General features: G+C 48.6%; 1 rRNA gene. It reads left to right on the top strand.

Annotation, left to right across the window (positions count from 1 at the left end):
* Positions 1–96 (top strand): 5S ribosomal RNA (gene rrf, locus PSH54_RS20885); the annotation flags it as partial.
* Positions 97–255 lie beyond the last annotated feature (159 nt).

Here is a 255-nt window from a genome sequence, read left to right as displayed (position 1 = left end):
TGGACCCACCTGACCCCATGCCGAACTCAGTAGTGAAACGAAACAGCGCCGATGATAGTGTAGCATTTGCTATGTGAAAGTAGGACATTGCCAGGCTCCAAATAAGAGAAACCCGTTACAGCGATGTAACGGGTTTTTTGCTGTCTGGGATTTAATAAATAGCCAGACTCATGCCGAACCCTGAGTTAAACGAAACAGCTCGAAAGCGTGCACCGCATAAGGCCGCCCCGACGCAATGATAATGTCCCATTTGCT

The sequence above is a fragment of the Pseudoalteromonas sp. Angola-30 genome (genome assembly GCF_028599215.1).
Taxonomy (GTDB): Bacteria; Pseudomonadota; Gammaproteobacteria; order Enterobacterales; family Alteromonadaceae; genus Pseudoalteromonas; species Pseudoalteromonas atlantica.
This window is presented reverse-complemented; position numbering and strand designations above follow the sequence as displayed.